General features: G+C 55.6%; 24 protein-coding genes. 15 read left to right on the forward strand and 9 right to left on the reverse strand.

Annotation, left to right across the window (positions count from 1 at the left end; genetic code table 11):
* Nucleotides 1-17: 17 nt before the first annotated feature.
* The 11 genes from ccoG (at nt 18) to sbcB (ending at nt 11438) form a co-directional block, all read left to right on the forward strand.
* Nucleotides 18-1460, forward strand: coding sequence for a cytochrome c oxidase accessory protein CcoG (gene ccoG, locus HBA55_RS20250; RefSeq protein ID WP_166995172.1), 1443 nt, complete (start codon nt 18-20; stop codon nt 1458-1460).
* A 66-nt stretch (nt 1461-1526) separates the two neighbouring features.
* A complete protein-coding gene (locus HBA55_RS20255; protein WP_166995175.1) occupies nt 1527-2090 on the forward strand; it encodes a FixH family protein in 564 nt (187 codons plus the stop codon).
* Nucleotides 2087-4495, forward strand: a complete 2409-nt coding sequence (locus HBA55_RS20260; RefSeq protein WP_166995177.1) for a heavy metal translocating P-type ATPase metal-binding domain-containing protein — start codon at nt 2087-2089, stop codon at nt 4493-4495. Before HBA55_RS20255 ends, HBA55_RS20260 begins: the two co-directional genes overlap by 4 nt.
* Nucleotides 4496-4585: 90 nt before the next feature.
* A complete protein-coding gene (gene ccoS / locus HBA55_RS20265) occupies nt 4586-4783 on the forward strand; it encodes a cbb3-type cytochrome oxidase assembly protein CcoS (RefSeq protein ID WP_166995179.1) in 198 nt (65 codons plus the stop codon).
* Nucleotides 4784-4836: 53 nt separating this feature from the next.
* Nucleotides 4837-5628 carry a sulfite exporter TauE/SafE family protein gene (locus HBA55_RS20270; RefSeq protein ID WP_240946185.1) on the forward strand — a complete coding sequence of 264 codons (792 nt, stop codon included), beginning with the start codon at nt 4837-4839 and terminating at the stop codon, nt 5626-5628.
* Nucleotides 5629-5656: 28 nt separating this feature from the next.
* The gene (gene gloA / locus HBA55_RS20275) at nt 5657-6040 is read left to right on the forward strand and encodes a lactoylglutathione lyase (protein WP_240946200.1); all 384 of its coding nucleotides are present in this window, start codon (nt 5657-5659) and stop codon (nt 6038-6040) included.
* A gap of 163 nt (nt 6041-6203) precedes the next feature.
* Nucleotides 6204-6728, forward strand: a complete 525-nt coding sequence (locus tag HBA55_RS20280; RefSeq protein ID WP_166995183.1) for a cyclic nucleotide-binding domain-containing protein — start codon at nt 6204-6206, stop codon at nt 6726-6728.
* A 142-nt stretch (nt 6729-6870) separates the two neighbouring features.
* Nucleotides 6871-7518, forward strand: a complete 648-nt coding sequence (locus tag HBA55_RS20285) for a ParA family protein (protein ID WP_166995185.1) — start codon at nt 6871-6873, stop codon at nt 7516-7518.
* A gap of 187 nt (nt 7519-7705) precedes the next feature.
* Nucleotides 7706-9271 (forward strand): SulP family inorganic anion transporter, encoded by a 1566-nt coding sequence (locus HBA55_RS20290; RefSeq protein ID WP_166995187.1) that lies wholly within the window; start codon nt 7706-7708, stop codon nt 9269-9271.
* A gap of 157 nt (nt 9272-9428) precedes the next feature.
* A complete protein-coding gene (locus tag HBA55_RS20295; protein WP_166995189.1) occupies nt 9429-9932 on the forward strand; it encodes an aminoacyl-tRNA deacylase in 504 nt (167 codons plus the stop codon).
* Between the two features lie 84 nt (nt 9933-10016).
* Nucleotides 10017-11438 carry an exodeoxyribonuclease I gene (sbcB, locus tag HBA55_RS20300; RefSeq protein ID WP_166995191.1) on the forward strand — a complete coding sequence of 474 codons (1422 nt, stop codon included), beginning with the start codon at nt 10017-10019 and terminating at the stop codon, nt 11436-11438.
* 17 nt (nt 11439-11455) lie between these two features.
* On the opposite strand, the gene HBA55_RS20305 is transcribed toward sbcB, so the two are convergent.
* Nucleotides 11456-12364, reverse strand: coding sequence for a DUF2971 domain-containing protein (locus tag HBA55_RS20305; RefSeq protein WP_166995193.1), 909 nt, complete (start codon nt 12362-12364; stop codon nt 11456-11458).
* A 224-nt stretch (nt 12365-12588) separates the two neighbouring features.
* Here HBA55_RS20305 and HBA55_RS20310 point away from each other — a divergent pair, with 224 nt between their 5' ends.
* Nucleotides 12589-13599: an aspartate carbamoyltransferase gene (locus tag HBA55_RS20310; RefSeq protein WP_166995195.1), complete on the forward strand. Its 1011-nt coding sequence runs from the start codon at nt 12589-12591 to the stop codon at nt 13597-13599.
* 89 nt (nt 13600-13688) lie between these two features.
* On the opposite strand, the gene HBA55_RS20315 is transcribed toward HBA55_RS20310, so the two are convergent.
* The 4 genes from HBA55_RS20315 to HBA55_RS20330 all read right to left on the reverse strand — a co-directional run bounded on the left by HBA55_RS20315 (nt 13689) and on the right by HBA55_RS20330 (nt 17431).
* The gene (locus HBA55_RS20315) at nt 13689-14195 is read right to left on the reverse strand and encodes an EF-hand domain-containing protein (RefSeq protein ID WP_240946186.1); all 507 of its coding nucleotides are present in this window, start codon (nt 14193-14195) and stop codon (nt 13689-13691) included.
* A 162-nt stretch (nt 14196-14357) separates the two neighbouring features.
* Complete coding sequence (locus HBA55_RS20320; RefSeq protein ID WP_166995197.1) at nt 14358-15638, reverse strand: response regulator; 1281 nt, start codon at nt 15636-15638, stop codon at nt 14358-14360.
* 81 nt (nt 15639-15719) lie between these two features.
* The gene (locus tag HBA55_RS20325) at nt 15720-16802 is read right to left on the reverse strand and encodes a DUF3549 family protein (protein ID WP_166995199.1); all 1083 of its coding nucleotides are present in this window, start codon (nt 16800-16802) and stop codon (nt 15720-15722) included.
* Between the two features lie 95 nt (nt 16803-16897).
* Entirely contained in the window at nt 16898-17431 is a 534-nt protein-coding gene (locus HBA55_RS20330) for a YchJ family protein (RefSeq protein ID WP_166995201.1), read from the reverse strand.
* A 178-nt stretch (nt 17432-17609) separates the two neighbouring features.
* Between HBA55_RS20330 and HBA55_RS20335 the strand changes: the two genes are divergently transcribed.
* The 3 genes from HBA55_RS20335 (at nt 17610) to HBA55_RS20345 (ending at nt 21265) form a co-directional block, all read left to right on the forward strand.
* On the forward strand, nt 17610-18794 hold the full coding sequence (locus HBA55_RS20335; protein ID WP_166995203.1) for a 1-acyl-sn-glycerol-3-phosphate acyltransferase: 1185 nt from the start codon (nt 17610-17612) through the stop codon (nt 18792-18794).
* A gap of 147 nt (nt 18795-18941) precedes the next feature.
* A complete protein-coding gene (locus tag HBA55_RS20340) occupies nt 18942-20111 on the forward strand; it encodes an acyl-CoA dehydrogenase family protein (protein ID WP_166995205.1) in 1170 nt (389 codons plus the stop codon).
* Nucleotides 20112-20137: 26 nt separating this feature from the next.
* The gene (locus HBA55_RS20345; protein WP_166995207.1) at nt 20138-21265 is read left to right on the forward strand and encodes an acyl-CoA dehydrogenase family protein; all 1128 of its coding nucleotides are present in this window, start codon (nt 20138-20140) and stop codon (nt 21263-21265) included.
* Between the two features lie 20 nt (nt 21266-21285).
* On the opposite strand, the gene HBA55_RS20350 is transcribed toward HBA55_RS20345, so the two are convergent.
* From HBA55_RS20350 to HBA55_RS20365, 4 genes are all read right to left on the reverse strand, one after another.
* Nucleotides 21286-22200 carry a GGDEF domain-containing response regulator gene (locus HBA55_RS20350; protein WP_166995209.1) on the reverse strand — a complete coding sequence of 305 codons (915 nt, stop codon included), beginning with the start codon at nt 22198-22200 and terminating at the stop codon, nt 21286-21288.
* A gap of 120 nt (nt 22201-22320) precedes the next feature.
* Nucleotides 22321-22722 (reverse strand): nucleotidyltransferase-like protein, encoded by a 402-nt coding sequence (locus HBA55_RS20355; RefSeq protein WP_166995211.1) that lies wholly within the window; start codon nt 22720-22722, stop codon nt 22321-22323.
* Nucleotides 22723-22763: 41 nt separating this feature from the next.
* Complete coding sequence (locus HBA55_RS20360; protein WP_166995213.1) at nt 22764-22940, reverse strand: hypothetical protein; 177 nt, start codon at nt 22938-22940, stop codon at nt 22764-22766.
* Nucleotides 22941-23145: 205 nt separating this feature from the next.
* The gene (locus HBA55_RS20365) at nt 23146-24453 is read right to left on the reverse strand and encodes a ribonucleotide-diphosphate reductase subunit beta (protein WP_166995215.1); all 1308 of its coding nucleotides are present in this window, start codon (nt 24451-24453) and stop codon (nt 23146-23148) included.
* Nucleotides 24454-24522 lie beyond the last annotated feature (69 nt).

The following is a 24522-nucleotide window of genomic DNA, read 5'->3' on the forward strand; positions in this document are numbered from 1 at the left end:
ATTACAGGAGTGGTTCCATGGGCGAGAAAATCCCCACGGTGGAAGAAAAATCCGGCGAAGAAGTGCGTTATCGCATGCTCTATGACTCCAATGGGCGAGTCTATACCCGTAAAATTTCCGGTTTTTACCAAAAAATTCGTCGTTATACAGGCCTGCCACTGATCATCGGTTTCCTGCTGATGCCGTGGTTCACCATCGATGGCCGTCCGGCCATGTTATTCGATTTGCCCGAGCGCAAATTCCATATTTTGTGGATGACCTTCTGGCCCCAGGACGGCATGCTGCTGGCGTGGTTACTGATCATTGCCGCTTTTGCACTGTTTACCGTAACGGTATTGGTGGGGCGTGTGTGGTGTGGTTTTACCTGCCCGCAAACCGTGTGGACGCTGATGTTTATCTGGGCGGAGCACTTTTGCGAAGGTGATCGCAACAAGATGATCAAGCTCGACAAGCAGGGCTGGAACCTTGAAAAAGTGCTGCGCAAAGGCGGTAAACATGGTCTCTGGATATTAATTGCCTTTATCACCGGGGTGACATTTGTCGGCTACTTTACGCCAATCCGCGAGCTCTTGTTGGGCTTTGTGCCTTCGGTGGATGCCTCCGGTTTTGTCGGTTTTAATATTCATCCGGCCGCTGCCTTCTGGACATTGTTTTTTGCGTTTATGACTTACCTGAACGCCGGCTGGATGCGCGAGCAGGTGTGTAAATACATGTGTCCCTATGCCCGCTTCCAGTCGGTGATGTACGACACCGATACCCTGGCGGTGCACTACGATGCCGCGCGCGGTGAACACCGTGGCCCCCGCAAAGCGCAGGAAGATTATCGCGCTGCCGGAAAGGGGGACTGTATTGATTGTTCCTGGTGTGTTCAGGTATGTCCGGTGGATATCGATATTCGCGATGGTCTGCAGTACGAGTGCATTAACTGCGGTTTATGCATCGACGCCTGTGATCAGGTCATGGACAAGATGAACTATGACAAGGGCCTGATTCGGTTTACCTCAGAGGATCAACTGGAAAACGGCGCGACCCATTTCCTGCGCCCACGCCTGTTCGGTTATTCGCTGGCGGTGCTGGGTATGATCGCGGCCTTCGCCTATACCGTGGGAACCCGCCAGCCTGTATCGGTGGATGTGATTCGCGATCGCGGCGCCAGACTGTACCGGGTCAGCAACGACGTTGTGCAAAACGTCTATACGGTAAAAATCAATAATATGGATCGTCGTGCCCATAGCTACAACATCACTGTGGAAGGCGAGCACGGCGAAGACTTCCGTATTCGCGGTTATCGCGCCCTGGAGCTGGAAGAAGGGGAGATCTTTACTTTGCCGGTGCGCGTATCGGTACCCCGCGACCAGTTGCAAACGTCAAAGAACACAATCTACATGACGGTGACCGCCAAGGATGACAGTTCCATCACCGCCCGGGAGGAAGCCAGCTTTATCGGGCCGACAAAATAACCATCGGGGGCGAGCGCGATGCTGGTACACTATCGCCCCCTGAAAATACTGACTATGACACACGCTATGACTTCACAAGATCCCAATCAGCAAGACGAAGGCCCCTGGTATAAACAGCCCTGGTGCTGGTTCGTGCTGGCACCGCTGATTGCGGTGATGCTGGCCTGGATTCCCTTTATGACCATCGCGGTTAAAGATGCCGATGACGTTGTTATCGACAACTACTACAAAGAAGGCCGCATGATTAACCAGCGCTTTGACCAGGATCAGAGGGCGCAACAGCTGGGTCTGACCGGCGAGCTGTTGATTGATCTGGAAGTGGGTGAGGTGATCCTCAAGCTGGGTAGCCGCCAGCCCGACGTGGTGCTGCCCGAGACTATTGCCCTGCATCTCGACCACCCGGTGGAGGCGGACAATGACCTCACGCTGGAGCTCAAACACTCTTATGCCGGCCAATATCGGGCCGATCTGGAACAGCGTATCAACCATCGCTGGTATCTGCGCCTGGAACCCGTCAGCGATGCTGAAAGCAAGGCTGATTCCGAAGAGAGGGCCATGTCGGATTGGCGCCTGACCGGAGAAATCGATCTCGCGCGCGGACAAAGATTGGTCTTTGGTGACGCCGAGTGACAACCGCTTCAGACTGCTTCCACTGTGGGCTGCAGGTTCCCCCGTACAGTGATTTTCGGCTTGCCATTGACGGCCAGCAGCGGGACTTTTGTTGCCCCGGTTGCCAGGCCGTGGCTGCCGCTATTGTGGATGGCGGTCTGGAGCAGTTTTACCGTTTCCGCACGGCCAGCGCCACCAAGCCCGAGGAGCGGGCGGTTTCAGCGAAGCGTTTTGAAGTCTACAACCTGGCCGAGGTCCAGTTGGAGTTTGTCCATGCGCTCGGTGAGGATCGACTGCAGGCATCATTGCTGCTTGAGGGCATCACCTGTGCGGCTTGCGTTTGGCTGATTGAGCATCATCTTGGCAAGCTGGCCGGTGTGATGTCGGTGCGGGTTAATGCCACTACCCATCGTTGCCTGGTTGACTGGCAACCCAGCCAGATTGATTTAAGCGATGTTATGGTCGCTCTTGAGAGTATTGGTTATCACCCTATTCCGGCGACAGAAGATCGCCAGCAAGCCATGCGCCAAACGGAAAGTCGCCGTGCCCTGATGCGATTGGCGGTGGCCGGTTTTGGCATGATGCAGGTGATGATGGTGGCCGTGGCTCTATACAGCGGTGCCGATGCCAGTTGGGAGGGTTTCTTTCGCTGGCTCAGTTTTATTATCGCCACGCCGGTGGTGTTTTTCAGTGCCCGTCCGTTTTTTGCCGCCGCCAAGCGCTCGCTGCTTACCCGCCATCTGACCATGGACGTGCCTGTGTCGCTGGCAATTGGTGGTGCGTATTTGGCCAGTACCTGGGCGACAGTGTTCGGAGGTGGTGAGGTGTACTTCGATTCGGTGTCGATGTTTACCTTTTTCCTGCTGCTGGGACGCTACCTCGAAATGCGGGCGCGCCATCGTAACGGTATTGCCAGTGATCGTTTGGCGCAACTGCTGCCGGTGACAGTAGAGCGCATGGATGCCGATGGTGGGTGGCAGCCCTTGCCCTTGTCCGGTGTCAGTGCGGGTGACCTGATTCTGGTGCCTGCCGGAACCACCATCGCCTGCGATGGAGTGGTGGAACAGGGACGCAGTGCAGTGGTGGAGACCCTGCTGACCGGTGAGCCGGATGCGATCGATAAGCAGTCCGGCGACCAAGTGATCGCAGGCACCCTCAATACTGACAGCGCGTTGCAAATCCGGGTGAGCGCAGTCGGTGCCTCAACTCGTCTGTCCGCCATCGAGCGCATGGTAGAGCAGGCGCAACAGGATAAGCCCGCTCAGGTGGCTATGGCGGATCGTCTGGCAGGCTATTTCGTCGCAGCGGTGCTGGTGGTCTCTGCGGTGGTTGGGGCTGTCTGGTGGCAATTGGAGCCGGGCCGGGCGGTATGGGTGACCTTGTCCATTCTGGTGGTAACCTGTCCTTGTGCCTTGTCTCTGGCTTCTCCTGCCGCACTGACATCCGCCGTGGGGTGGCTAAGGCAGCGGGGATTGCTGGTCACGCGAGGGCACGTGTTGGAGGGGCTCAATCATATTGACCGGGTGATCTTCGATAAAACCGGAACTCTGACGTTGGGCAGTCCCCAGGTGGTCTCCGTGGTGTCCGCGGATGACGCCATTGATGAAGCCCGGCTGCTGGAGATCTGTGCAGCCCTCGAAACCGGTTCTACCCATCCTATCGCAAAGGCCTTTGCGCCCTATGTCTCCGGCGTGGAGATGGATAACGTCGAGCAGACAACCGGTGCCGGCGTCAGCGGGGTGCTGGAAGGTGATCACTATCGTCTCGGCAAACCCGCATTTGCCTGCGCGAAAGAGACTATTGCTCAGCCTGAAGGTCAGGGGCAATGGTTGCTGTTGTCTCGCAACCAAAAACCATTGGCCTGGATTCAGTTGCACGATCAGTTGCGTGAATCGGCACTGCCCCTGGTAAAAGCTCTGCGGGCCAGGGGGCTGAGTCTGGAACTGCTGAGCGGTGATGCAGAAGCGGAAGTCTCGCGGGTGGCCGCTGAGCTGGAGTTTGAACATTGGCGCTGCAACTGCAGCCCGGACGACAAGCTTGCGCATATTCGCGACCTGCAAAATCGGGGGCAGCAGGTGATGATGGTGGGCGATGGTATCAATGATGTGCCGGTGCTGAGCGGTGCTTTTGTGTCGGTTGCCATGGGCGGCGCTACAGACCTGGCTCAGACTCGTGCCGATAGTGTGCTGCTGGGGCGCGATCTGCGCGCACTGGCCAGAGCCTTCGACTGCGCCGCGCTGACCCGCCGGATTATCCGCCAGAACCTCAGTTGGGCAATCATATACAATCTGCTGGCGCTGCCCCTGGCGGCGGCCGGCTGGATTCCGCCCTGGGCAGCCGCGATCGGCATGTCGCTCAGTTCGTTGGTGGTGGTGGGCAATGCGTTGCGTATTGGCCGCCGTTCTCCGGAGGCAACTGCTGTTTGAGGGCAATCGCCCCAATAGCGTAAAATATAGCCACTCATTGATTAAACAAACCTGGTCTGAACTGCGGCGAAAAGCCGCATTGGAAACCCGATGGAAAGCCTATATCTTCTCGTCCCGGTGGCTCTGATCTTTCTGGCCATCGCTATTAAAGTACTCTTTTGGGCGGTCAACAGTGGTCAGTACGACGATCTTGATACCGAGGGACACCGGATTCTATTTGATGAACAACCCGGAGATGCCCCCGTTTCAGAGGATAAATCCGAGTCCTCCAAGCGCAGTGATAGCTGAGCACCTTTTTACTTTCAGTTAAGACTTTTCAACAACACGGACCCTTTAACGGCTTGTTTTTCGACTTTCTCAATGCCACGGATCTTCTGTGGCTGGCCCCATTCGCGGCGGCTTTCAGCATTGGCTTTCTTGGGGGTCTGCATTGCATCGGTATGTGCGGTGGTGTGATGGCGGCACTCAGCTTTTCATTGCCTGCCGAGGCCCGAGCGCGCCGCTGGGGATTACTCCTGTCATACAATGCCGGGCGCATCGGCAGTTATTGTCTGATCGGTGCGCTGGCCGGCCTGCTCGGTTTCCAGCTTTCCGGCGGACATGGCATCAGTGTATTGAGGCTGTTTGCCGGATTGCTGTTGATTGCCATGGGGCTGTATCTGGCCAATTGGTGGCGTGGCCTGGTGTGGCTGGAACGGGGGGGCAGTCTGCTCTGGAGGTACCTGCAGCCGCTGGGTAAATCCTTGATGCCCGTGCGCACTCCCGGGGCGGCATTGTTGTTGGGTGGTTTGTGGGGCTGGCTGCCCTGCGGGCTGGTTTACACTGCCTTGGCCTATGCCTTGGCTCAGGCCGATGGATTGGCGGCAATGGGAGTGATGCTGGCCTTTGGTCTGGGCACCCTGCCATCGGTACTGGCCGCGGGTGTATTTGCCGAGAGGTTGAAGGCCGTCACGCAACGGCAAAGCTTGCGTACCATCATGGCGCTGTGCATTATGGCTTTCGGGCTCTGGACCCTCTGGGCGACGGCCCAGCACGCAGGGCATGCGGGCCACGGTGGGCACGCCGTTCATTCGCAACCCGCTGCCTCTGAGTCAGAGCCTGAGGATGCACACAAGCACCACCATCATCATTGATGGTTCTACCGACAAAGGAATTGAATCCATGCGTCTACTTCACACCATGCTTCGGGTCGTCGACCTGGAAGCCTCCATTGCCTTTTACACCGATATCATGGGTATGACTCTGCTGCGTCGCAAAGACTATCCGGAAGGAAAATTTACTCTGGCCTTCCTGGGGTATGGCGATGAAGCTGCCAACACGGTCCTGGAACTCACCCACAACTGGGATACCGACAGTTACGATCTGGGTACGGCCTATGGTCATATTGCCATTGAAGTGGACGACGTCTATGCCGCCTGCGAGCGGATTCGCAATGGTGGGGGCAAAGTGGTGAGAGAAGCCGGTCCCATGCAGCACGGCTCGACTATTCTGGCCTTTGTTGAGGACCCGGATGGTTATAAAGTTGAGCTGCTAGGATCAAAGTAGTCTATATTTTTCCGAAGAAAAGTTCGGAAAGCTTGTCTAAGATAATAATTAGAAGGATGTTTTAGGTGCCATGGGGTTTTAGTGAATTGTTGCACCGCCAACATCCAGGCAGATTTCGTTAGCGGGAAGCCTCAAGCGCTGTCCCGCCCGGGAGCACATTGGAATGTCAGAACATGTCCCTCGCGAACCACTGCTGGAAGTGGAAAAGGTTTTGCCGATTCTGGATAAGATTTCCATCTTCGGCGGCCTCAATGAATCCCAGCTCTATCAGATCTTCAAGCGCCTGAAGCAGGTTCACTATCAGGCGGGAGAAACCATCTTTGAAGAGGGCGACAGCGCCTCTTATATCTACATCGTGCAAACCGGCAAGGTGGATCTGGTGTTCAATTGCGGTGACCAGCCGGTTCTGAAGGCGGAGCTGCCGCCCGGCACCTGCTTTGGTGAAACCTCCGTCATCGGCATTCAGCCCCATTCAGCCTCGACCATCGCTATGGAAAAGACGGATTTGCTGGTGCTTTCAGGTGAGGCTCTCAACGAGCTGTTTGAGACAGACAAGACCTTGTTTTCCATGCTGATCCTGAATATTGCCCGTGAGTCCTGTCGTCGTCTCTACAAGACCAACCGGCAACTGGTGGAACAACTGGTGCAGTATCCACCGGCTGCGGGGTCAGGTATTCAAGGTTACTAGCGGATTCGTGGCTCATTGCCCACTGCCGGGCCCCAAAAATCGTTCCTTTATTTTCCTTCACTCTGGCCGACATCCTCTTATCGCACTAAGATAGCGATTCCTGATACAGCCGTTCGACAGCAATGGGGGAACCCGCCCGGGCATGAAGCAGATTTTTGTCGCCAACCCCAAGGGAGGCTGTGGTAAGACGACGCTCGCCACCCAGCTGGCCAGCTACTTTGCCAGCGAGGGCATCCAGGTGGCGCTGCTGGATCACGATCGCCAGCAATCGTCTCTCGATTGGCTCAAGGCCCGCCCCGACAGCTGTGCCCCCATTGTGCCTATCGCCGCTTTCCGTGGTGACAACGCCGCTCTCGAGAAGTTCGACTACCTGATCCACGATATGCCCGCCGGATGCGAGGTGGACGACATACGCCGCCACTGCCTGGGCCCATGCAAACTGGTGATTCCCATGCTGGCCTCACCGACAGACATCAAGGCAGGGGTACGCTTCTTGATGGCGCTCAATCGCAGCGATTGGGTGGCCCAGTCTCAGGTGGATATCGCCATGGTCGCCAATCGGGTGCGCACCAATACCAACTATTACAAGGTGCTGTCGGCGTTTCTGGAGCAGGTGAATATGCCGCTGGTGGCCAGTATCCGCGATACCCAGAACTATATCCGGGCCATGGACAACGGCGTCAGCATTTTTGACCTGCCTCGCTCGCGGGTTTCGTCGGATCTCAAGCAATGGCAGCCACTGCTGCAGTGGCTGCAGGCCCAGACCGAAACCGAACTGGAAACCGCCTGAACAACCCGGCTCCTCCCCAGGCCATTCTCTTCTATCCGGGCCAAAACACCGCCCCAAATTGGCGCACTGATTTTGATCTGGTTAATAAATGGCCAGAAGACTTGGAGCTGTCATAGGAGTCTGCTAGTATCGCGGCCTTTTATTGCCAGGCTGCCCTGCGGGGAGCCCAAATCCCCGAGACACCACGATGTTCAAGCTGATTACCTCCGATCAATATAATGTCAAAAATGACGTGCTGTCGGGTTTTACCGTCGCCCTGGCGCTGGTTCCCGAAGCGGTGGCCTTCGCCTTCGTGGCCGGGGTGGAGCCGATGGTGGGCCTCTATGCCGCCTTTATGATGGGGTTGTTGACGTCTGTTTTTGGTGGTCGCCCGGGCATGATCTCCGGTGCCACGGGGGCTACCGCTGTGGTGATGGTGGCACTGGTGGCCGGCCACGGCGTTCAATACCTGTTTGCCGCGGTGGTGCTGGCGGGGGTGATCCAGATACTGGCCGGGGTGCTCAAGCTGGGTAAATTTATCCGTATGGTGCCCCACCCGGTGATGCTCGGTTTTGTGAACGGGCTGGCGATCGTGATCTTCCTGGCTCAGCTGGGCCAATTCAAGGTGGAAGTCACCGATGGCGAAATGGCGTGGATGCAGGGGGAGATGCTCTACACCATGGCGGGCCTGATCTTTATTACCATGATGATCATGCACTTCCTGCCCAAAATCACCACCGCTGTGCCATCCGGTCTGGTGGCGATCATAGCAGTCACGCTGGCGGTTATGGGGCTGGATCTGGAAGCTCGTACCGTGATCGATTATGTGCGTGATATGTTGCCGGCCGATCAGGCAGCGGACGCAACACTCAAAGGGGAGTTGCCGAGCTTTGCCATTCCGGCGGTGCCCTTCAACCTGGAGACCTTGAGCATTATTCTGCCGTATTCCTTTGTCATTGCGGCCATTGGTCTGATCGAGTCGCTGCTGACACTGACTCTGATTGATGAGCTGACCGACACCCGGGGTCGTGGCAACCGTGAATGTATTGGCCAGGGTATCGCCAACACCACCAATGGCTTCTTTGGCGGCATGGGTGGATGTGCGATGATCGGCCAGTCCATGATCAACATCAATTCCGGCGGTCGCGGCCGCCTGTCGGGTATCACAGCCGCCCTGGTACTGCTGGGCTTTATCCTGTTTGGTGCCAAGTACATAGAGATGATCCCACTGGGGGCATTGGTGGGCATCATGTTTATGGTGGTCCTGGGCACCTTCGAGTGGTCCAGTTTCCGCATCATGCGCAAGGTGCCGTTCACCGACGCTTTTATTATTGTGCTGGTGTCCGGTGTGACCGTTGTCTTCGATTTGGCCATCGCAGTGATTGTGGGTGTGATTGTGTCGGCGCTGGTGTTTGCCTGGAAGCACGCTCAGCATATTCAGGCGGATACCTACGAAGATGAGAATGGCTACAAAGTGTACGATCTGCGTGGTCCGATTTTCTTCGGCTCTGTCAGCAACTTCAAAGAGTTGTTTGATCCCAAAGACGACCCAGAGCACGTTGTGATTGAATTCAAGCGTTCGCGGGTCAGTGACCATTCCGGTATCGAGGCCCTGGATGCCTTGGCTGAAAAGTACAAAGCTCACGGTAAAACGCTGCATCTGCGCCACCTCAGCCCCGAGTGTCGCCGGCTGCTGAAAAAGGCGGGCAACCTCTGCGAAGTCAATGTGCTGGAAGATCCCAAGTATCACGTTGCCACCGACGTGCTGGCTTAAGGTTATGTATTGGGGGCTTAAGGCTGTTTTATCTTGTGCTTAAGGCTCTTAATTATAGGTTTCGGGCCTGTTAGAGGATTGCGATCTTTCAGGCCTGGCCCCCAAAGAGCGGGGCTATACTTCCTGTAGGTCTACAGATGACAGCGGGAGGTGACCCATGGCCATGACCTTTTTGCCGGCAGAATCCTATCTGGCGGAACATCAACTCAAATTCGATACTCTCACCCATCCGCAATCGGCGACGTCCATGCAGACGGCCCGTCTTGCTCATATTTCCCCGGCGCAGATGGTCAAGTCTGTGATTCTGTGGAATGGCGACGGCTATCTGATGTGTCTGTTGCCCGCCTCCCATGTGCTGGTGCTCAGCTGGGTGGATCGCGAAACGGGACACAAGCATCGCTTGGCCACAGAGGAAGAGCTGGCCAAGCAGCTGAGAGGCTGCGAGCCTGGTGCTGTGCCGGCACTGGGGCAGGCATTTGATATGCGGGTGCTATGGGATCACTGCCTTAAACAATTGGACGACGTGTATTTTGAGGCGGGTGATCACAAGCGGCTGATTCATATGCGCGGTGCGGAGTTTATGTCGCTGCTTGATCAGGAGTCAGCGATATCGCTGAGCTGCTCCTCCGACAGCATGGAGTACTACCAGCATATCCACTAGGCAACATATCCACTAGGCAGCCTATTCACCAGCAGCTCTAGTGTTACACTGCGTCCTTGACTCTTTGGGGCAGGGCGCAGTGATATGAAAACACTCTATTGGCACGATTATGAGACCTGGGGCGAGGTGCCTGCCAGGGACAGAGCCTCTCAGTTTGCCGGTATCCGCACCGACGAAGATCTGAATGTGATCGGGGAACCGCTGGTGGAGTACTGCCGGCCCACTGACGATGTCTTGCCAAAACCGGAGGCCTGTCTGGTCACCGGTATCAGTCCCCAGAAGGCGCTGGCGGAAGGCCTGCCGGAACCTGAGTTTATCGCTCGTATCCACGCGGAGCTTTCGGTGCCGGGAACCTGCGGTGTCGGCTACAACACACTGCGTTTTGACGACGAAGTGACCCGTTATACCCTCTATCGTAATTTCTATGACCCCTATGAGCGTGAGTGGCGCAATGGCAACTCGCGTTGGGACATCATCGATATGGTGCGTCTGACAAAAGCCCTGCGCCCGAATGGCATTGAGTGGCCCAATCACGATGATGGTCGCCCCAGCTTTAAGTTGGAGCATCTCACCGTCGCTAACGGCATCGGCCATGAAGCGGCTCACGATGCCCTGTCGGATGTGCATGCGACCATCGCCGTGGCACGGCTGATTCGCCAACACCAACCGGCACTGTATCAGCATGTTTACGATCTGCGCAGCAAACAGAAGGTGGCAGCGCTGATTGATTTGCATGAGCGTAAGCCGCTGTTGCATATCTCTTCAATGTTCCCGGCCGAAAATGGTTGTGCCGCTGTGGTGGCGCCACTGGCCATGCATCCGGTCAACAAGAATGGGGTGATTGTGTGTAACCTGTCGGTGGATCCGACCCCGTTGTTGCAGCTCAGTGCGGAACAGATTGCGGAGCGGCTCTATACCCGTACAGAAGATCTGCCGGAAGGTGAGCAGCGCATACCTCTCAAGCTTGTACATACCAATAAATGTCCGGTGCTCACCACGGTGAAGTTGCTGGACAGTGGCTCGGCCAAACGCTTGAATATTGATCTGCAGCGGTGTGAACGTCACTGGCAAATGCTCAGGCAGGTGGACCTGCGTTCCAAACTGCAGGCCGTTTACCAGACTTCCAATTTTGAAGCTTCCAGTGACCCGGAGCAGCAGCTCTACGATGGCTTTCTTCGGGATGCGGATAAAGCCATGTGTGCCCGGGTGCGTGCGGCCGACACGCGCGCATTTATGGCGCAGCGCTTTGACTTTGAGGACTCGCGTCTGGATACCCTTTTGTTTCGCTATCGAGCCAGACACTTTCCTGACAGTCTGACGGAAGTCGAGCGCGATCAATGGCAGCAGTGGCGCCGAGGTCGATTGACGGATCCTGCCTTTGGGGGTGGAATTACGATCAGCGAACTGGAGCAAAGGATTACTGCTATCCGGGCTGAACGTAGTCTGGACGCTGGGCAGCAGAAGTTGCTCAACGATCTGGGGGAATATGCTCGCAGTTTGTTGTAGTTCTCCGGCTCAGACTACTAACGCTTGCCCAGGCGTTCGAATTCGATTTCGTATTTACCCGGTGTTGTCTTGGCCTGGAACAGCTTGACCGGACCGAAATTTTCCCGTGCCAGCTGCTCCAATTCCCGTTTGGCTTCGATGGGGGTTAAGGCACCGAAATAAATACTGTGCAGATCGCTGGCATCGAATCTGATGTCGTCATACCACTGTGAGTCCAGCCGGTTATAGCTGCCGGCCTCTTCCTTGATGTGTTGCAGGCAGCGCCATTCACTCTCGGGCGCGCGATAGGCGGGTTTTGCAATAAATTTTTCCAGGAAATGATCCTGAGCTCGGTAGCTGGAGGCACCCAGAATTACGGACAGTTCATCTCTGAGGTTCGAGATTTCCGGCCGTGGTGCCCGATAGTTGACCCGGCGGGGCTTTTCCAGGGCCGTGCCCTCGCCACAGTGAAACCGCAGCGCGATACCCTGGTGCTGTGCTGCAAAGTGTTGCCAGGCCACCGGGTTGTCCGGCCTGGCGGTAAAACAGCAGATGCGCAGGGTCCGTGTGAAGCGGCGCCAGTCTTCCATCATGCCGTCGATAACCTCCTGGCGGCCATCCGCCACCTGGCCTAACAGCTCGCCAAGAACATCATAGGCTTCCTCCGGCGAGGAGAAGCGCTCCTCTGCCCGCCAGCGCCGTACTGCATTGATCAGAGGGGTGTTGCCGCTGGGTTCGTCCGGTGCAAAAATCATGGCCGACGCGGCTCTTACAGCCGCCTGCAACAGGCGTTTGCCGTCAAAGCCCAGTTGCGAGCGGTGATCCAGTTCAAATGGATCGGAAAACAGAGCGGGGGAGCTCCAGCGCAGACGCCTGGAGGCGAGTATCTGTTTGCCGGTCTCTGCATTGCAAAATTTGACCAGGGTGTCCGGGGTTTGGCTTGCCACTCGTGATCCTATGATTGTCTGGTTATTGGCTTGTCTGAATTGTCGGGGCTGCCGATGGAGGATGTAAGGATTATCGGCTGTCGCCTGAATTTCTTTTGTGCCGTCCGTCTGCTATGCCAGCGGACAGTCTAATCGCCATTTTTCCATGGTGCAAAGTTCCCGCCGGAGCTACAATACGCCGGTTTTTTTATCCCCGCAGTCGCGATTACCCCTCAGGAGGGCCAATGGATTTCACCGGCGCACATATTTTGTCCATTAAGCAATTTGAACGGGCGGATATCGAGCGGGTATTCCAGGTGGCGGATTCCATGGAGCCCTACGCGCTTCGCCGGCGCGTGACCCGGGTACTGGAAGGGGCCATTCTCGGCAATATGTTCTTCGAGCCCAGTACCCGTACCAGGGTCAGTTTCGGGGCGGCCTTTAACCTGTTGGGTGGCGAAGTGCGCGAAACCACCGGTTTTCAGAGCTCCGCGATTGCCAAGGGAGAGTCGCTTTACGATACCGCTCGGGTGTTGTCCGGTTACAGCGATGTGATTTGTATGCGCCATCCCGAGTCGGGCTCTGTGGCGGAGTTTGCGGCGGCCAGCCGGGTACCCGTGGTAAATGGCGGCGACGGCACCAACGAACACCCCAGTCAGGCCCTGCTGGACCTGTACACCATCCGCAAGGAGCTGGCGGACAAGGGGCGCCAGGTCGATGGCCTGCGCATCGCCATGATCGGTGATCTCAAGTATGGGCGTACCGTTCACTCGCTTTGCAAGCTGCTGTGCCTGTTTCAAAACATCCACGTTACTCTGGTGTCGCCGCCAGAACTGGCCATGCCGGCTGAGCTGGTGGAAGAGATGCGGGCAGCGGGCCACGATGTGCAGATCTCCGAAGACCTGATGCATGGCATCGGACATGTGGATATTGCTTATGCCACCCGTATCCAGGAAGAGCGGTTTTCCTCCAAGCAGGAGGCAGACCAGTATCGCGGCCGCTTTCGTCTTAATCAGGCCATTTACACCCAGTATTGCGAGCCCAATACGGTCATCATGCACCCGCTACCACGGGATTCCCGTGCCGACGCCAATGAATTGGATAACGATCTGAACCTCAATCCCAATCTTGCCATCTTCCGCCAGGCCGATAACGGGGTGTTGGTGCGCATGGCGCTATTTGCCCTGATTCTGAATGTGGCCGACCAGGTGGATCGGCATTCGCGGGAAGTGAACTGGTATTCCGGCCGCCGATAGCCCATAGAAAGGCTCGCAGTAGCCCTTTAATTGGCTCCAAGCCTTACGGGAAGACAGGTGGCGTTTTAGTCGGGTGGAATGAACCTGGATTACCAATCCAGGCTGGTGCGGACGCACAGCCAAAGCAGACAGTACTGATTGTCTTCCTTGCTCTGCTTTGCCTCGTCCTGCGTCATTTCGTGAGGGCTCAGGGCACCGTCGCCATTGGCATCGATGCTGGCAAACATCCCCAGGAAGGAGGCGTATTCTTCCTGGCTCACCAGGCCGTCGTGATTATCATCCAGCTTGAGAAAGCGCGCTTTGAGCAGTGCCTGGCGCTTGGACTGGTCCATATTCTCATATTCGCTGAAGCTGACATCACCGCTGCCATTGCGGTCCATGCGATTGAATAGCGCCAGCTTTTTGTGGGTGATTTCCTGCTGGGTAATGCGGGCATCGCCATTGAGATCGTACTTGGCCATGAGCCACTGGGGTTCTGCTGCCTGAAGTTTGTCATCTGCCTGAACAGTCATCGAACAGAGGATCAGTAGCGAAGCGCCGAAAACACCCTTGATAGGTTTTAGCAGGCTTGATCTCAAAATCGATAGAAGTGGCATATTTTTATTCTCGGCAGCTATAAAAACCAGTGCAAAGTGTAAGGCTTTGTTGTGACGAGATATAGCCAAAAATTTGCGGAGTATCGCAATTTTTAGATCGTTTTGTTCTCAGGCTGGACAGTGATATAGCAGGTTGAGGCTTAATCGTTCAAATGCACAGGCCTAGTGCAAAAAGCGGTTAATTTTGGCCAGCACCTTGTTCTCATCCAGGGGTTTTTCGAGACATTCGTTCGCCCCTACCTGCTTGCCCAGACGCAGCTGCTCGGCGCGGTCCTCAGCGGAGATCAGGATGATTGGCAGGCCGGAGGTTTGTGGCAGCCGACGCAGTTCACGGCACACCTCCAGCCCATTGAGCCCCGGCATGTGAATGTCCAGCAGCAACAGATCAGGCTGTACGTTGCGAGCCAGTTCCAGGCAGTCTACGCCGTTCTCTGCGGTCACAATATGGCAGTGTTCCTGCAGCTGCATGGTCAGCAATTGCAGGGTGTTGGGGTCATCGTCCACCACCAGGATGGTTTTGCCGGGTCCGGCCTCTTCAGCGCTGACGCGGTTTCGCCCATCGGTTTTTGACTGGTATAGCATATGATCGGCGTGTTTGATCAAGTCTTCCAGCTGGCGACCGGTGGTATAGGAGCAGGTCGCAATGCCGATGCTGCAGGTGACGTGCTGGTTTGTCGGGGATTTTTCGTGGGGTATGGTCAGGTCCAATACCGCCTGGCGAATGTTGGCACCGACCTGTCGCGCTCCGCTTAGCGGGGTGTTTGGCAGCAGCACGACAAATTCTTCGCCACCGTAGCGTGCAAGTATGTCAGAGGGCCTTGGCAGGGCATTTTGCAGTGCCGAAGCAGCCTGCTGCAGGCAGCGATCGCCGGCGGGGTGCCCATAGTGGTCGTTGTAGAGTTTGAAGTGATCTATGTCCAGCATCAGCAGGGATACGGGCTGGCCACTGCGTTTTGCCAGTGACCACTGCTGGCGAGCCATTTCGTCAAATGTGCGGCGGTTAAAGAGTTGAGTGAGGCCGTCGCGCTGGCTCAATCGCTCCAGCTTATCGTTGGCTTCACGCAGTTGATCGCGCATTTCGGCAATCCGGGCCATGGCGCGAATTTTCGCTTTCAGGATAATGCTGCTGATGGGTTTGCTCAGGTAGTCGTCTCCCCCGGCTTCGATACCTTCTTCAACACTGCGGTCATCCGTCTTTCCGGTCACAAAAATAATCGGAATCCAGTGATCGCCCAGCCATTCGCGCATCAGGCGTGTGGTTTCAAAACCATTCAGGCCCGGCATTTCCACATCCATGATGATCAGATCATACTGATTGTGCTCCATCATTTGCAGGGCCTCTTCGCCGGACTGGGCCACATGAGGGGTATGACCTGCATCACTGATGTAGCCGCACATAGCGTGTCGAATAGAGGGACTGTCTTCAACCAGGAGAATTTGCATAGGTTTCCGCTGTTGTGGATGATTACCGGCTCTATCGGCAATCATAGTTCCAAATTCAGACAATGCTATCCATTGCTGGGTTCACTGGGACGGATTGAGCAGGCCTCCAATTGCGGCGACAAGTTCCGGACTGCGTTCAGGATGTCTAAACAGCGTAAGAATATGAGGACGTATTGCCGGTATAAATAAAAGGTCTGAGAGAACCCGGTTAAAGCTGTCCTGACCATGACGACTGATGGCTTCCAGCAACCCCAGGCCCAGAGTGGTGTCGCATAGATCCTGCGGGCATCGGGTGGCGATAGCGGCAAGCACTTCAATGTATTCAGCGGCATTGGAGTGAAGCACCCGTAACAGGGTGCGCTGACGAAGTTCCAGCGCCTGGCATTGGGATAAGGCTCGAATCAGGGCCGCGACCAACTCAATATCGGGCTGCTCGTCTTTTTCTATTTCATGCACAAGTCTGCCCTGGAGGGCTTTGCCCAGCGCGCCATTGACCGACTCGTTCTCCAGGCACAGACACAAACTGGTGAGCGGACGATTGGGCATATCGACCATCGCCTTGATCAGTTCGGTCTGATGGTTGTGCCATTCAACCGCGACGTCAGCCAGCCCCTGTACGCCCAGGTGCTGCCACTGGCTCAGCTCCCCTCGCAGGTAATCGCTGGCAGCGGTGTAATATTGACTGGGTGGCAGCTTGAGCAACTTGCTGACTCTGGCATGAACTGCGGCCTGGCGCTCCGGGGTGGGTTTAAACACGAAGGGATTTCCTTCCAGCACCGCCGCGAGCTGTTTTCCAGATTCTTCGTTGTCGGAGAGTGAGTCGTCTTTCGCTGCCTGCAATACCTCCAGGTTACCGCCGATGGCGGTTAACAGCTGCTGTAAGAACCGGTCTCTCTCCGAAGGCACCAGCAGACCCTGTTCGTCCAGCGGAAAACGCAGGAACCAAAGCAGAGGCAGCTCGGGGGTTTGGGGGTCCCAGAAGAGCAGACCCAGCCAGGCCTGATGCAGATAGGGGGCCGGGTAGGGACGTTTTAAATCTTCCACCTCGCGGAACAAGCGTTCGTCCAACTCCTGAATATGACGGCCCAGGTCAAAGTAGCGGGCTGACATCCCCATTGCGTCTAACAAACGGCCTATACTGCTGATCCCATTGCTGTTAACCATGGTTGGTGAGGTTCCTGTTGGCTGCATAAATCGGGGCGCCATTTTACTGGTTTGTTGCAGTGGTTGCAGCAGGGGCAATCCCCAACGTCGACCTTTTAGGGACCACAGCAACGTTTGAACTTGCGACCGCTGCCACAGGGGCAGGGATCATTGCGACCGACTTTATCCGCCTTGGGGTATTCTCCATCAACGAAATACCAACGCCCGTCGAGTTTGCGAAAATGCGAGTGTTCTCGGTGGCATTGTAACTCGTTCCCCTGGGGACCTTTCAGCCCCTTTGACTTGTCGAGGAAGTAGGCTGAAAACTCCACCCAGCCTTCAGTATCGTTGCGTGAGCCTTTGGTCGTGGCGTGGATCACCAGCTGACGCCATTCATTCTGCTGCGCCCACTGCCTTACCTGTGTGGCATCCACCTGTGCTCGCGCCTGCGGCCACCAAGTGTCCATCAAGTAGTCGATAGCGCCCGCAGCATGGGCGCTGTAGCGGGCTCTCATCAGGCGCTCGGCTGTCGTCGCCTGACGTTCTCCCCGATGCAGTGGCGCACAGCAATCTTCATAACTCAGAGGAGAGTTGGGATTGGAACTGGCGGTATGGCCACAGGGGCAGGGCTGATTGGCTTCAATGGGCATGAGCGGTGGTATTTCCGAGCTGTTTTCGGTATTTTGGCAGGCTATTTTTGTCCGGGTAGGCCATTTTAGAGGCTGTCGTTTAACGCCTGTAGGCAATGATGGTCAGGCAGAGCGCTAGAATGCCATCGAATGCCGCCGTCGCCAACTGTCCGGAGGATAACAAGAACGTTTAGGCACAATGACACAATTCGACGATATTCGACCCTTTAACGACAGCGAAGTGGCGGCGGCGATCGCCAGGGTGCTGGATTCTGCGGAGCTGATCGACGGGGTATCCCGGCTGCGTTTTCCGCGTCTGACCCAGGCTTTGCCCTGGTTGCTACGCCCACTCATCAAGCAAGTGTTGCGCCGTCAGTTTCGGCAGGTATCCAGCGTGCGTCAGGTGCAGGAAATAGTTGCTGTCTACCTGCGTGGCATGATTGGAAAAAAGGTTGATCAACTGACCTTTTCCGGACTCGACCATCTCGATCGCTCCAAACGTTACCTGTTTATCAGTAATCATCGTGATATTGCGATGGATCCCGCATTCGTGAATTGGGCGCTTTACCTGAACGACTTTGATACCGTTCGTATTGCCATTGGCGATAACCTTCTTACCAAACCTTATGTGTCGGATCTGATGCGGCTGAACAAGAGTTTTATCGTGAACCGTTCCGCGTCCAGTAATCGCGAGAAATTCAAAGCCTCAAAGCATCTATCCTCGTATATCCATCACTCCATCAACGAGGAAAACAGCAATATTTGGATTGCACAGCGCGAGGGACGGGCGAAAGATGGCCTGGATGCGACCAATAGCGCGATAGTCAGTATGCTCGCGCTCAGCCGACCTAAGTCTGTAGATTTTGCAGACTTTGTACGTGAACTCCATATCGTACCAGTGGCGATTTCTTATGAGTGGGACCCCTGTGATTCGGCCAAAGCCAATGAACTCTATGCATTTCAGCAGCAAGGCAGCTACGAAAAGCAAGAGCATGAGGATGTCGCCAGCATTGCTGCCGGTATCGCCGGTGAAAAGGGGTGTGTGCATATCGCCTTTGGTGAGCCGCTGAATGCCGACTTTGACAGCACGGATGCTGTGGCAGCGGAAATTGACCGACAAGTCTGGGGCAACTATGTCCTGCACCCGAGCAATCTGCTGGCTTATGAGAGACTGCACGGTCATCTTCCCGAGCTGCCGGTTGGGGCAAAGGCTACCGCTTTCGAACCCGATCGCTTTAACCTCCAGCGCCAGGAATTGGAGCGACGCCTGGCTCTGGTACCTGAGGCGCAACGGGATATTTTCCTGGGTATTTATGCCAACCCTGTGGTCAACAAGCTGCCGTCGACCCCGGCCTCCGGCGATCGCGGCCCGGCCGCTGCTTGATAGAAAAAGCCCTATAGCTTGAGCGCTGCCGCCCTCTCGGCAGCCCGCTTTCCCTGCTAATCTTAATTTCAGTGATTCGGAGCTACTGAGGCTCCGGGTGTGACTTTGATACCAAACCACCCAGCAATAACTGAGAGAGACAAAACAGTGGATACGACTTTTTCAGCAGAGGATCTCGCCTTTCGCGACGAGGTTCGGGCGTTCCTGACCGAAGCCTACGATGATGATCTCAAAGCCAGACTGGCCGATAAAGCAACCTACAAGGAAGCTCAAATAGAATGGCAGCGCCGAGTCAATGCCAAAGGATGGGCGGCGCCCGGTTGGCCTGCCGAATATGGTGGCTGTAGCTGGAGTGCCACGCAAAGCTTTATCTATGAAAACGAGCGCTCTGCTGCAGGTGCGCCGGATATGTTGCCCTTTGGATTGAAAATGGTCGCGCCGGTCATTTACACCTTCGGCAACGATGAGCAGAAACAACGATTCTTGCCCCGCATTTTGAACAGTGATGATTGGTGGTGTCAGGGATATTCCGAGCCGGGTGCCGGATCTGATCTCGCCTCTCTGAAAACCCGAGCTGAGGTGGATGGTGACGATTACATCGTCAACGGCGCTAAAATCTGGACCTCCTACGCTCAATACGCAGACTGGATTTTCTGCCTGGTGCGAACGGATTCTTCAGGCAAGAAACAGGACGGCATCAGCTTTCTGCTGATCGATATGAAGACTCCGGGTATCAAAGTGAATCCGATTATCGGAATCGATAATCGCCACACATTGAACGAGGTCGAGTTCAACAACGTGCGTGTCCCCAAAGCCAACCTGATTGGTGAGCAGGACAAGGGTTGGACCTATGCCAAAGCTCTTCTCGCCCATGAACGCACGGCAATTGCCGGCGTGGCTGCATCGAAAAAAGAGCTGGCGGAAATTCGCGAGATTGCCGGGCGGGAGTTGTCTGGCGGTATCGCCCTGAGCAGTGATCCCTTGTTCCAGAAAAACCTGACGGATATTGAGATCGAATTGATGGCTCTGGAATATACGGAATTGCGAGTGCTGGCAAAAGCAGCGAGCGGCGCACACCCCGGACCGGAATCTTCGCTGCTGAAAATCAAGGGCACCGAAATTCAGCAGGCTCTGCAGAAGCTGCGGCTCGATGTGGCTGGCCACTATGCGGGCATCCAAACGGAGGAAGCCGTCGGCAATGAGTACGCCGACAAGGCCCGTGTTGACTACATGTACGGTCGTGCGGCTACCGTTTATGGCGGATCCAATGAAGTTCAGAAAAACATCATTGCGAAATTCGTCCTGGGTTTGAAATAAGCGGCGAAGATAACGGAGTTTTGACCATGAATTTTGATTACACCGAAGAACAAAACATGCTCAAAGATAGCGTTGCGCGCTTTGTGCAAGATCAGTATGACTTCGAAGCCCGCTGCAAAGTGGCGGCATTGGAGGAAGGATACAGCGCGGACAACTGGAAGACGTTTGCCGAGCTGGGTTGGTTGTCCATTCCCTTTGCCGAAGAACACGGTGGTTTTGGCGGCAATGTTGTGGATACCATGCTGCTGATGGAAGAGCTGGGTAAGGGGCTGGTGCTGGAGCCGTTCCTGGCCACAGTTGTGCTGTTTGGGGGCCTGTTGAGTCGTGGTGCAGCAGATCAGCAGCAATATATCGGCTCGGTGATTGAGGGCAGCTTGCAAGGCGCTTTCGCATACGCTGAACGTCAGAGCCGATTCAATTTGAATGATGTTGCCACTCAGGCAATCGCCAATGGCGACGGTTATCGTCTCAACGGCGAAAAGATTGTGGTGCTCAATGGCGCCGTGGCGGATAAGCTGATTGTTTCGGCGCGGACCTCTGGATCACAGTTGGACAGTGCCGGTATCAGTCTGTTTCTTGTCGATGCCAATGCCAAAGGTGTTGCACGCCAGGGTTATCGCATGATGGATGGGCAAAAGGTGGCGAATATTCTGCTTCAGGATGTTGAGGTCACATCGGCTGATCTGGTGGGTGAATTGGACCAGGGGTTGGCGCTTATGCAATCCGTGATCAGCGAAGCCACCGTCGCCGTGGGCGCTGAGGCGGTTGGCATTATGGATAAGCTGCAGGCAACGACGGTGGAGTACACGAAAACCCGTGAGCAGTTTGGAGTCGCCATTGGTTCGTTCCAGGCACTGCAGCACCGCATGGTGGAAATGTTTATGGCCTGCGAGCAAACCCGCTCTCTGTTGTACCGTGCAGCTTGTTCACAGTCGGCAGATCAGGCACAAGCGGATCGCGATGTCCTGGCATTAAAGGTCATGGTCGGACGAGCCGGCAAACTGGTGGGCGATGAGGCATTCCAGCTGCACGGCGGGATTGGCATGACCGATGAGCTGGATGTCGGGCACTATGTCAAACGACTGATGATGATCAATACGCTCTTTGGTGATGCCGACTTCAGTCAGCAGCGTTTTGCCGAATTGGCCGGGTGATATTGAACAGGCCGTGCGGGTCAGGCGGGCTCCATATCCCCGCAGACCCGATTGCGGCCCTGTTCTTTGGCCTGGTAGAGCAATCGGTCTGCACGGCGCAACATCTCATCAAAATCCTGATCGCTGGCGCTGATGGTGGTTGTGCCGAGGCTGATGGTAAATGAGATGTGATTATTTTCGAAGCAAACCCGGTGCTGCTCAGCGGCGCTTCTCAATCGTTCTGCTACCGCCAACACCCCTTCTGCATCGGTATCCGGGCAGCAGATCGCAAACTCCTCACCACCGAAACGGCCCACTATTTCCGAGCTTCTTCCCACCTCTTTACACAGATCTGTGAGAGCGATTAATGCCTGGTCGCCACCCGGATGACCATACTTGTCATTGATGCCTTTGAATTTATCCACATCGAGCATAATCAGGGATACCGGGCGCCCATGCCGTCTTGCTTTGGCGAACTCCGCGTTGGCCAGATGCAGAAAGTGGCGCCGGTTGTAGACTTCTGTCAGGGGGTCCAATGACGCCAGCCGTGCCAGCAGGCTATTGGCCTCGCGAAGTTGCCGCTGGCTTTCCTGCAGGCGCAGTGCCGAGCGCATGCGCGCCGCCAGAACCGGGTAGATAAACGGCTTGGTCACGTAATCATAGGCGCCGACATCGAGGGCATCGATAATGGAATCGTCGTCGTCATTGGCGGACACCATAATAACGGGAATATTGCGCGACTCGGCACTGGCCTGAAGGTGTGTGAGCGTCTCGGTACCGCTCATGCCCGGCATCATAAGGTCCAGCAGAATCAGATCCGGGTGTTCGTCAGCGGTAATCTGAAGGCACTGTTCACCACTGCGGGCAGACAGGACCTGATGGCCGTCGTCCTCGAGGTTGAAGCACAGCAGTGTTATGTTGTCTTCAATATCATCAACAACCAGAATTTTGGCCATTCAAGTTCCGCGCAGTCAATTGTTGCCAGAAAGTATAGTAAAGAAAGCCCGATTGCGACTACTGTCCCGTTATTAATGCTTGAAGGAGTATTAGACCCGGCATTAGTGAGTGGACCCGATCTACTCAAAAGCCTCCCGTTGGTGCAGTAACAGGGCCTGGGCAAAAATCAGGCTGTCCTGCTGGTCAAACAGCTCCTCGTTGGGGAACAGAGGTTGTGGCCGATCACAGCGAGTAAACAGATCCTCCTGATAGTTAAGTGGATCCAGATGCTCAATCATATATTCCAGCACATCGATGATGACCTTCTGCCAGTCGTCCTGCTGCAGCAGGTGCAGGGGGCAGTTGAACACCAAATGATCGATCATCGCGGTAGTCGGTTTGGCCAGTCGGGGCTGAATGGCATGTATTTCATCTCGCAGGTGTTTGATAATCCGCGCCACCTGGCGATAGCGATTATTCGCAGAATAGGTGGTTGTGGGTTCATGGACGCGGTGATGCTGTGAAGTGCTAAGTCCTCTCACGATCTCCATCTCCGTTGGGATTGCCGGTCGTAGGTTGCTGCTTAGTGCAGAGTGTCGTCAGTTTGGCCGTCGATGAGGGGTGGGGCAGTTGGTGGTGCGCTGTTGGTAATATCATGCTTCAGGCGCTTAACCACTTGGGTTAACACGTCGAGCGTTTGGTCCAATTGATCCAAAGTGATCAGGATGTCCTCATTGTTGAGGCGTGGCTGTTGGTTCATGATGTTTCCCTCGGTGTTTCAGCCAACCGCAATTCGTCGGCACGGCTGAGCAGTCAGTTGCCATCAGTATGGCAAAAGCCTAGTGCTCCAGCGGTGTTTGCTGGAGCGGGGATCAACTGCAACAGCGATTCGCTGTTTAATCCCGAGGCAATTCTTTTGGTTTCTCCCCCTATCGCTTCGATCAAGCGGGAGGGGGAGCAGCGGATCAATCCCAGCTCAGGGCGCCACCTGTCTGGTATTCAATCACGCGGGTCTCAAAGAAGTTTTTCTCTTTGCGCAGGTCCATGATTTCGCTCATCCATGGGAATGGGTTTTGAACCCCCGGGAACTGCTCGGGCAGACCCAGCTGTGCCAATCTGCGGTTGGCAATAAACTGCAGGTATTCTTCCATCATGGCTGCGTTCATGCCCAGTACACCACGAGGCATGGAGTCGCGGGCGTAGGCGATTTCCAACTCGGTACCTTCCAGAATCATCTGGGTCACTTCTTCCTGGAACTCGGCGCTCCACAGATGCGGGTTCTCCAGCTTGATTTGGTTAATCACATCGATACCAAAGTTCAAGTGCATGGATTCATCGCGAAGAATGTACTGGAACTGCTCTGCAACACCGGTCATTTTGTTACGGCGACCCATGGACAGAATCTGGGTAAAACCGCAATAGAAGAAAATACCCTCGGTAACGCAGTAGAAACCTACCAGATTGCGCAGCAATTCCTGATCGGTTTCGGGGGTGCCTGTCTGGAAGTGGGGGTTGGAAATGCCCTGTGTATGGTCGATGCTCCAGGCTGCTTTTTTAGCAACGCTGGGGACCTCGCGATACATATTGAACACTTCGCCTTCGTCCATACCCAGGGATTCCACACAGTACTGGTAGGCGTGCGTATGAATGGCTTCTTCAAAGGCCTGGCGCAACAGGTACTGGCGTGCTTCCGGGTTGGTGATATGGCGGTAGATGGCCAGAATCAGGTTGTTGGCAACCAGGCTGTCAGCGGTAGAGAAATAGCCGAGAGAGCGCATGACAATGCGACGTTCGTCTTCGGTGAGGCCGTCGGCACTTTTCCAAAGGGCGATGTCCGCCGTCATATTCACTTCCTGGGGCATCCAGTGATTGGCACAGCCGTCCAGGTATTTCTGCCAGGCCCAGTCGTATTTAAATGGCACCAGCTGGTTGAGATCGGCGCGGCAATTAATCATGCGCTTCTCATCCACCTCAATTCGAGCCGCTCCCATTTCCAGCTCTTCGAGTCCTGGAGTGGGGTCCATGTCGGCAACTGCGCGTTGCGCTTTTTGTACGGCGGTTTCGTCAGCTGCAGGTGCCGTCTTGGTTTGCTCTTCAGCGGTGGCCGTATTCACGACAACGGGCTCGGCGGGTTCTGGCGCCGTGTATGCAGGGGCTTCCTCTTTTACGGTTGGCTGCTCAGCCGTCTGTTGCAAAACGGGTTCTGCAGGTTGCGGCGCAGCGGGTGGTGGCGTAACTGTAGAGTCTTCTTGGTAATCATCCCAGCTCAGCATGTCTATTTTCCTGTGTCTAATCCTGTTTACTGTTCCTGACGGTCTTTCTGTCGGTTGGCTCTAGCCGCC

The sequence above is a fragment of the Pseudomaricurvus alkylphenolicus genome (genome assembly GCF_011683955.1).
GTDB classification, from domain to species: domain Bacteria; phylum Pseudomonadota; class Gammaproteobacteria; order Pseudomonadales; family Cellvibrionaceae; genus Pseudomaricurvus; species Pseudomaricurvus alkylphenolicus.

Bases quoted from the DNA above. Each gene is read 5' to 3' on its own strand.
- ccoG (WP_166995172.1), top strand. From the start codon at position 18: ATGGGCGAGAAAATCCCCACGGTGGAAGAAAAATCCGGCGAAGAAGTG.
- HBA55_RS20255 (WP_166995175.1), top strand. From the start codon at position 1,527: ATGACTTCACAAGATCCCAATCAGCAAGACGAAGGCCCCTGGTATAAA.
- ccoS (WP_166995179.1), top strand. From the start codon at position 4,586: ATGGAAAGCCTATATCTTCTCGTCCCGGTGGCTCTGATCTTTCTGGCC.
- gloA (WP_240946200.1), top strand. From the start codon at position 5,657: ATGCGTCTACTTCACACCATGCTTCGGGTCGTCGACCTGGAAGCCTCC.
- HBA55_RS20280 (WP_166995183.1), top strand. From the start codon at position 6,204: ATGTCAGAACATGTCCCTCGCGAACCACTGCTGGAAGTGGAAAAGGTT.
- HBA55_RS20285 (WP_166995185.1), top strand. From the start codon at position 6,871: ATGAAGCAGATTTTTGTCGCCAACCCCAAGGGAGGCTGTGGTAAGACG.
- HBA55_RS20290 (WP_166995187.1), top strand. From the start codon at position 7,706: ATGTTCAAGCTGATTACCTCCGATCAATATAATGTCAAAAATGACGTG.
- HBA55_RS20295 (WP_166995189.1), top strand. From the start codon at position 9,429: ATGGCCATGACCTTTTTGCCGGCAGAATCCTATCTGGCGGAACATCAA.
- sbcB (WP_166995191.1), top strand. From the start codon at position 10,017: ATGAAAACACTCTATTGGCACGATTATGAGACCTGGGGCGAGGTGCCT.
- HBA55_RS20310 (WP_166995195.1), top strand. From the start codon at position 12,589: ATGGATTTCACCGGCGCACATATTTTGTCCATTAAGCAATTTGAACGG.
- HBA55_RS20315 (WP_240946186.1), bottom strand. From the start codon at position 14,195: ATGCCACTTCTATCGATTTTGAGATCAAGCCTGCTAAAACCTATCAAG.
- HBA55_RS20320 (WP_166995197.1), bottom strand. From the start codon at position 15,638: ATGCAAATTCTCCTGGTTGAAGACAGTCCCTCTATTCGACACGCTATG.
- HBA55_RS20325 (WP_166995199.1), bottom strand. From the start codon at position 16,802: ATGGTTAACAGCAATGGGATCAGCAGTATAGGCCGTTTGTTAGACGCA.
- HBA55_RS20330 (WP_166995201.1), bottom strand. From the start codon at position 17,431: ATGCCCATTGAAGCCAATCAGCCCTGCCCCTGTGGCCATACCGCCAGT.
- HBA55_RS20335 (WP_166995203.1), top strand. From the start codon at position 17,610: ATGACACAATTCGACGATATTCGACCCTTTAACGACAGCGAAGTGGCG.
- HBA55_RS20345 (WP_166995207.1), top strand. From the start codon at position 20,138: ATGAATTTTGATTACACCGAAGAACAAAACATGCTCAAAGATAGCGTT.
- HBA55_RS20350 (WP_166995209.1), bottom strand. From the start codon at position 22,200: ATGGCCAAAATTCTGGTTGTTGATGATATTGAAGACAACATAACACTG.
- HBA55_RS20360 (WP_166995213.1), bottom strand. From the start codon at position 22,940: ATGAACCAACAGCCACGCCTCAACAATGAGGACATCCTGATCACTTTG.
- HBA55_RS20365 (WP_166995215.1), bottom strand. From the start codon at position 24,453: ATGCTGAGCTGGGATGATTACCAAGAAGACTCTACAGTTACGCCACCA.